Origin of the sequence: Roseomonas rosulenta, from assembly GCF_016106005.1 — a bacterium.
GTDB lineage: Bacteria > Pseudomonadota > Alphaproteobacteria > Acetobacterales > Acetobacteraceae > Neoroseomonas > Neoroseomonas rosulenta.
Map to the genome: position 1 here is coordinate 1 of NZ_JACADR010000290.1, position 5,331 is coordinate 5,331.

The window sequence follows — 5,331 nt, forward strand, 5'->3', positions numbered from 1 at the left end:
CGATGCCGGCGCGGGCGGCTGCCAGGCGCGGCCGGGCCCCACCTCGCGCGCCGGGCGCGCGAATTCGAGCCCGGCGCGCTGAAGCGCGGCCTGCGACGCGCCGGCCACCGCATCGCGCCAGCGCATCTCCGCACCGTAATCCGGCACGTGGAAGCGCACGGCATAGAGCGCCAGGCCCTGCGCGACATCGACCAGCACCACGTCGGGCTCGAAGGCGGGCTGCTCGCGCCCGGCCTCCATCGCGGCGGCCAGCAGAAGGCGACGCGCCCGCGCCGCCGGCACCGTGGCATCGACCGGCACCAGCACCTGCGCCCGGTAGCGGCCCGCCTCGCCCGATCCGTAGACCGCGATGCGATGCGCGGCGATGAGCGAGTTCGGAACCACCACCGTCACGCCATCGCGCGTGACCAGCCGCGTCGATCGCCAGGAGATGCCGGTGACGCGCCCGGCGCAGCCCTCGGTCGCCTCGATCCAGTCGCCGATCGCGTAGGGCGATTCCATGCCCAGCGCGATGCCCGAGAAGATGTCGCCCAGCGTGTTGCGCAGCGCGAAGCCGAGCACGGCGATCAGCACCGAGGATGTCGCGATCAGCCCGGTCGCCGGCAGTTCGAAGACCACCTGCGTGACCACCACGCCGGCGGCGAGGAACAGCGCGGCGCCGATCAGGTCGCTCAGCAGCTTCGGATGCTGCGCCAGCAGCAGCGCGGCCAGGCGCGCCGCCGCCCAGGCCATGCAGAGCCAGAAGGCCGTGCCGGTGGCGAGGCGCAGCGCGCCGGCCGCTCCATCGGCGGGCAGCAGCACATGCGGCACCAGCGTTGCGGCGGCGAGGGCGAGCGGCAGCACCAGGCGATGGAACGGGATTCGGGTCAGCGCTTCCCCCTGGCGGCGAGTTTGGCCCCGTCCAGCGATGCTAGAGCAGCGTCCGGTCGAGTGGAACCGGCGCCGCGGGCTCGACGCACGGGGCGTTTCGCGCGATGCCTGGGGAAGAACGCACCACGCCGGAGCCACCGCATGACCACGCCCAACCCCCGCATCCCCTTCCGGCTCGAGGGCGACAGCGCGCCGCTGGCACCCTTCCGCGGCAAGCGCGTGATCGTGAACGTCGCGGTGAACGTGGAATACTGGCCCTTCGACCAGCCCATGCCGCGCGCCATCCTGCCGCCGCCGCACGGCATCCGCGCGGTGCCGGACGTGCCCAACTTCACCTGGGTGGAATACGGGCTGCGCGTGGGGATGAAGCGGCTGCTCGACCTGTGCGCCGGGCTCGGCATCCGGGCCTCGAACCTGTCGAATGCGCAGATCTGCACGCATTACCCGCGCCTGGCGGAAGCGATGCTGAAGGCCGACTGGGACTTCGTCGGCCACGGCCTCTATCAGAAGGCGCTGGCCACGGTGGAGGAGGACGAAGCCTGGGTGCGCGACAGCCTCGCCATCATGCGCGGCTTCTCGGGCCAGCCCGTGCGCGCCTGGCTCGGCCCCGGGCTCTCCGAGAAGGACACCACGCCGGAAGTGCTGCTGCGGAACGGCGTCGATCTGCTGCACGACTGGCTGGTGGATGACGAGCCGGTGTGGATGACCACCGCCGATGGTCCGATGGTCTCGCTGCCCTATACGGTCGAGCTGAACGACGTGCCGGTCTATGTGGTGGCGAACCAGGCCTCCTCCGCGCTGGCGGACCGCATCCGCGACACGATGGCCTTCTGGTCGCGCGGCGGCTTCGACCGCACCCGGGTGATGACCATCGCGCTGCACCCGCATGTGATCGGCGTGGCGCACCGGATGGAGAGCTTCGCCGCGGTGATGGCGGAACTGGCGCGGCACCCGGAGGTGGCGTTTGCGACCTCGACCGCGATCGGCGACTGGTTCATCGCGCAGCGAGAAGCGCCGGGCGCGTAGGCAGCACGGCGACTTCAGAGATGCGACCCGCCATCGACCAGGATCGTCGAGCCCGTGGTCAGCCTAAGGTGCGTCACGGCCGCCAGCACGGCCATGGCTACGTCATCGGGCTGGCAGATGGTCTTCAGCGGGCTCTGCGCAATGTGGCGCAGAAAGCCCTCCTGCGTGCGCCCAGGGATGAAGTCGGTATCAACGCCGGCCGGGGCGATCCCAATGATCCGGATTTGCGGCGCCAGGACCCGCCCCAGCGATTTCCCCATCGTGTCCAGCGCCGCCTTGGACGCGGCATAGGGCACGCTGCTGCCCTGCCCGCGCAGCGCAGCGAATGAGGAGATGTTGATCACGACAGCGTCGCCACCGCGGCGCAGCAGCGGCAGGAAGGCCCGGATTGTCGCGAAGGGGCCGCGAACATTGGTGATCAGGATGCGGTCGAAGGTCGCGTCGTCCATGGCGTCGAGATCGCCATGCGGGACGGCGCGCGTCGTGCCGGCCGAATTCACCAGCACATCGACGCGGTCGAAGCGCTGCGCGATCTCGGCGGCCGCGATGCGCAGCGCCGCGCTGTCGGTCGCCGGCAGGAAGATCGGTAGGTGCCCGTCTCCCGGCAGCCGCGCCGCCAACTCATCGGCCCGGTCCTTGCCGCTGTTGTAGCCGATAACGACGCGCGCACCGTGTTCGGCGAGCCGCTGCACGGTCGCCGCGCCGATGCCGCTGCTGCCGCCCGTGACCACGGCAACGCGGCCCTCGAGGGCATAGGCGCCGAGGTTCCCCGGCCTCAGATCGCTCATCGCGTGCCTCCCCCCAACGGCGGGCGCAGCATTTCATGCCGGTGCAGCGGCGCGCAGCAAGATTCATCCCTGGAGGCGGACCGCGCGCCGTGCGATCCGGCGGCGCAAGGCGCGACCGCGCCCACACCATCGGCAGCCACCCGCGCGCCAGTGCATCGCGCGAAGGCAGACGCGAAGGCAAGGGCCGCGGACGCGGACCGCCCGCCGCCTGAGGGCAAACTAATCCAGCGTGACGTTCGCCTCCCGCGTTAGCCGCCCCAGCAATTCTCGCTGTTCCGCGACATACCGCGCGAAATCCGCCCGGCTGCTCGCCACCGGCACCATGCCGATCTGGCGCAGACGGTCCTGCGTCGCGGGCAGTGCCAGCGCCTCGCGCAGCGCCGCGTTCATGCGGTCCAGGATCGGCGCCGGCGTGCCCGCAGGGGCAAACACGCCGCCCCATTCGATCCATTCGTAGCCCGCGAGGCCCGCCTCGCGCAGCGTCGGCGTTTCGGGCAGCTGCGGGATGCGCGCGGCGGTCGTGACGGCGTAGCCCTTCATCCGCCCCTCCTGCACCAGCGCGGTCGAGGACGCCGCCGTGCCGAAATGGAACTGCACCGTGCCCGACAGCAGCGCCTGCACCGCCGGCCCGCCGCCGCGGAAGGGCACATGCGTCGCCTCCCACCCCGCCTGCTGCAGGAACAGCACCGCGGCGTAATGCGCCGCCGAGCCATTGCCCGAGGACGCATAGACCAGCGGGTTCCCCGCCGCCGCCCGCGCGCGGCCGAGGGCGAGGAACTCCGCGATGGTGTTCGCCGGCACCGATGGATGCGCCACCACGATCAGCGGCACCGAGGTCAGCTGCGTCACCGGCTCGAAGGCGGTCGCGTAGTTGAAGGCCAGGTTGCGCACCAGGTGCGGCGCCGCGGAATGGGAGGAGGCATCGAACAGGAATGTCGTCCCGTCCGGAGGCGCGCTCGCGACGGCGGAGGCAGCGATGGTGCCGGTGGCACCGGGGCGGTTCTCGACCACCAGCGGCTGGCCCAGGACCTCGCCGAGCGCAGGCGCGATGAGGCGCGTGACGCTGTCGATGGCGCCCCCCGGCGGGAAGGACACGATCGCGCGGATCGGCCGGCTGGGCCAGGGCGCCTGGGCGATGGCCGGGGCTGGCAGCGCGCCGGCGACGGCCGTGAGCAGCAGCGCGCGGCGCTGGGTCGACAAGGTCATGGATGAAGTCTCCCGAGAAGCCGGTCTGGCGCCGGCCGAACGGTACGAAGGATAGGGGCTGCCCGGCCTGCGCGCCACAATAGGAGCCGACCAGGACAATAAATCGCTCTTCTAAGAATTTTGTCTTGACGCCATCCGGTCGTCAGCGATACGAAGAACCCACCAGCGGACAGGCACGGCCTCGAAAACTGGCGGTCGGGGCCACCGGAGGCCCCGGCCCGGCGGCGCCGCCCGGGGCGCCAGCCGGCTAGGACAGACTACCTTCAGCGCAACCGGCGCGGCGAACCTCTCCTCGCCCGCCCCCCGCCCACCGGGGCGCGATCCCTCGCGCGCCAAGCCCCCAGCCGCGCCCGCGGCACCTACCGGGACCTGCCCCCAGGCCCGACCAGACAGGAGCCCCCCGATGTCCCAGACCGAGACCCTCCCGGCCCCCGCCACGTCCGTCGCCACCCCGCTGCCGGCCATGCCGACGCTGCGCCTGGGCGGGCTGTCGCCGCTGTTCCCGCCGGCCAGCGTCGCCGATGCCGGCACGCTGCGCATGGGCGGCCTGTCGCCGGTCTTCGCCCGCGGCTGACACAGCCTCGCCCGGCCTGCCCCGCGCGGCAGGCCGGGCACCCCCTCGCCCACCCCGCCAGGACCCGCCGCGATGCCCGACGCCGAACCGCTGATCCGCTTCCACCAGGTGACCCCCGGCGGACGGGCCCCGCAGCGGGCCGACCGCGCCGCCGGCGGCACCCTGCCCACGCGGGCGTTCCGCTATTGCGAGTCCGCGACCACCGCGTCCGGCTTCGGCTGGCTGGTCTTCCCCCCGATCGGCCTCACGCTGGTCTGGGACGGCAGCGAGATCCACTGGAGCTGGGACGGCGCCGAGGGCTGGTACCCGCTCTCCGTCGCGCAATTCCCCGGCTTCCGGGAACAGTTCGACGCCGCGGCGCCGGAGGGCGTGCGCGGCTTCTCCCCGCCGCTGGTCGGCGCCCTGCCCGAGCCGGGCCTGGTGAACCTCTGGTCGGGCCTGTTTGCGCGCTCGCGCCCCGGCTGGAGCCTGCTGGTCCGCCCGCCGGTCAACCTGCCCCGCCAGCCGGGCTTCGAGGTCTACGAGGGCCTGGTCGAGGCCGACCGATGGTTCGGCCCGCTCTTCGTGAACCTGCGCCTGACGCGCACCCATGCGCCGGTGCGCTTCGACGCTGGCCTGCCGATCTTCCAGGTCCAGCCCATCCCGCGCGCGGCCTATGACGAGGCGGCGCTGAACGCGTTCCCGGTGGCTGCCGGTCTCGATGCCATGGCCCCCGCCGACTGGGCCGACTACGAGCGGTCGGTGGTGGCCCCCCGGCGCGGCGGGCAATGCCCGCTCGGCCGGAATGCCGCCGAGGTCCGCCGCCGCCGCCGCGCCGCCTGAGGCCCGCCGCGCCGCAGGGGGGTGGACCCTGCGGCGCGGCTCCCG

General features: G+C 72.8%; 6 protein-coding genes. 3 read left to right on the forward strand and 3 right to left on the reverse strand.

Features of this window, described 5'->3' with window-relative positions; all coding sequences use genetic code 11:
• Nucleotides 1-843 (reverse strand): mechanosensitive ion channel family protein (locus tag HW578_RS22325; RefSeq protein WP_198372916.1); only part of this gene is annotated, 843 nt, incomplete at its 3' end.
• A gap of 168 nt (nucleotides 844-1,011) precedes the next feature.
• Between HW578_RS22325 and HW578_RS22330 the strand changes: the two genes are divergently transcribed.
• Complete coding sequence (locus HW578_RS22330; RefSeq protein ID WP_198372917.1) at nucleotides 1,012-1,896, forward strand: polysaccharide deacetylase family protein; 885 nt, start codon at nucleotides 1,012-1,014, stop codon at nucleotides 1,894-1,896.
• Between the two features lie 14 nt (nucleotides 1,897-1,910).
• Here HW578_RS22330 and HW578_RS22335 read toward each other — a convergent pair whose 3' ends face one another.
• Nucleotides 1,911-2,684 carry an SDR family NAD(P)-dependent oxidoreductase gene (locus HW578_RS22335; protein ID WP_198372918.1) on the reverse strand — a complete coding sequence of 258 codons (774 nt, stop codon included), beginning with the start codon at nucleotides 2,682-2,684 and terminating at the stop codon, nucleotides 1,911-1,913.
• Between the two features lie 219 nt (nucleotides 2,685-2,903).
• Nucleotides 2,904-3,890 (reverse strand): Bug family tripartite tricarboxylate transporter substrate binding protein, encoded by a 987-nt coding sequence (locus HW578_RS22340; protein WP_198372919.1) that lies wholly within the window; start codon nucleotides 3,888-3,890, stop codon nucleotides 2,904-2,906.
• A gap of 403 nt (nucleotides 3,891-4,293) precedes the next feature.
• On the opposite strand from HW578_RS22340, the gene HW578_RS22345 reads away from it, so the two are divergent.
• Together HW578_RS22345 and HW578_RS22350 are read left to right on the forward strand one after the other, a co-directional pair.
• Entirely contained in the window at nucleotides 4,294-4,464 is a 171-nt protein-coding gene (locus HW578_RS22345) for a hypothetical protein (RefSeq protein ID WP_198372920.1), read from the forward strand.
• A gap of 72 nt (nucleotides 4,465-4,536) precedes the next feature.
• The gene (locus HW578_RS22350; protein ID WP_198372921.1) at nucleotides 4,537-5,286 is read left to right on the forward strand and encodes a DUF6065 family protein; all 750 of its coding nucleotides are present in this window, start codon (nucleotides 4,537-4,539) and stop codon (nucleotides 5,284-5,286) included.
• The last annotated feature ends 45 nt before the right edge of the window (nucleotides 5,287-5,331 follow it).